General features: G+C 29.3%; 1 pseudogene. It reads right to left on the reverse strand.

What is annotated here, in order from left to right:
• Positions 1 to 651, reverse strand: a pseudogene (locus tag L8X40_RS08435) (hypothetical protein); the annotation flags it as partial.

Genomic DNA, 651 nt, shown 5'->3' on the forward strand with positions numbered 1-651 from the left:
TAGGCTCTTTTAGCTTTGTTTGGCTTTTGCTTTGTTTGGCTAAGCCTTCCTTAGGATTAAAACTATGATCAAATTTAAACTTAGTAGGTACAAAGCTTACTTTTAAAGGAAAACCTTTATCACTAATACAAGCTGAGATGAGTTCTTGTAAGATTGCATATTCATTATTAACTTTCTTTTGAGATAAAGAGCCTTTAACATCTACTACCTTGGTGCAAGGATAACTTACTTTTCCTATAGTATTAGGACAGCCACTTATGCTAGAATTAAGTAAATCACTTTCTAGCATAATAGGCACACCACCATCTTTAAAAGTTTTTCCTTTGTTTGATTGAAGTATGACTTTACCTCCATGGATACATTCTAGGTTTTGATTTTCTAAAAGGGCATGAAGTTTAGCTATAGCTTGTTTTTTATTTATTTGTATGGTTTTTTGTTCTTTTAGAGTGTTTGAAATTAAATCTTTATACTCTAAGCTTTGCTTGCTTAAACATTCTAATTTGATATTTAAAGAATTTTCTATAATAGAATAATTAAGCAAGCAAAGTTCATCATTTTTATAAAAGATGCTAAGTTTTCCTTTGCCACTATCTTCATCTTTAGGAGAAAAATAATAACTAGGTGTATCTTGTTTTATAGCATTATCTTGAT

The organism is Campylobacter sp. CNRCH_2013_0855, assembly GCF_025773025.1.
GTDB lineage: Bacteria > Campylobacterota > Campylobacteria > Campylobacterales > Campylobacteraceae > Campylobacter_D > Campylobacter_D jejuni_C.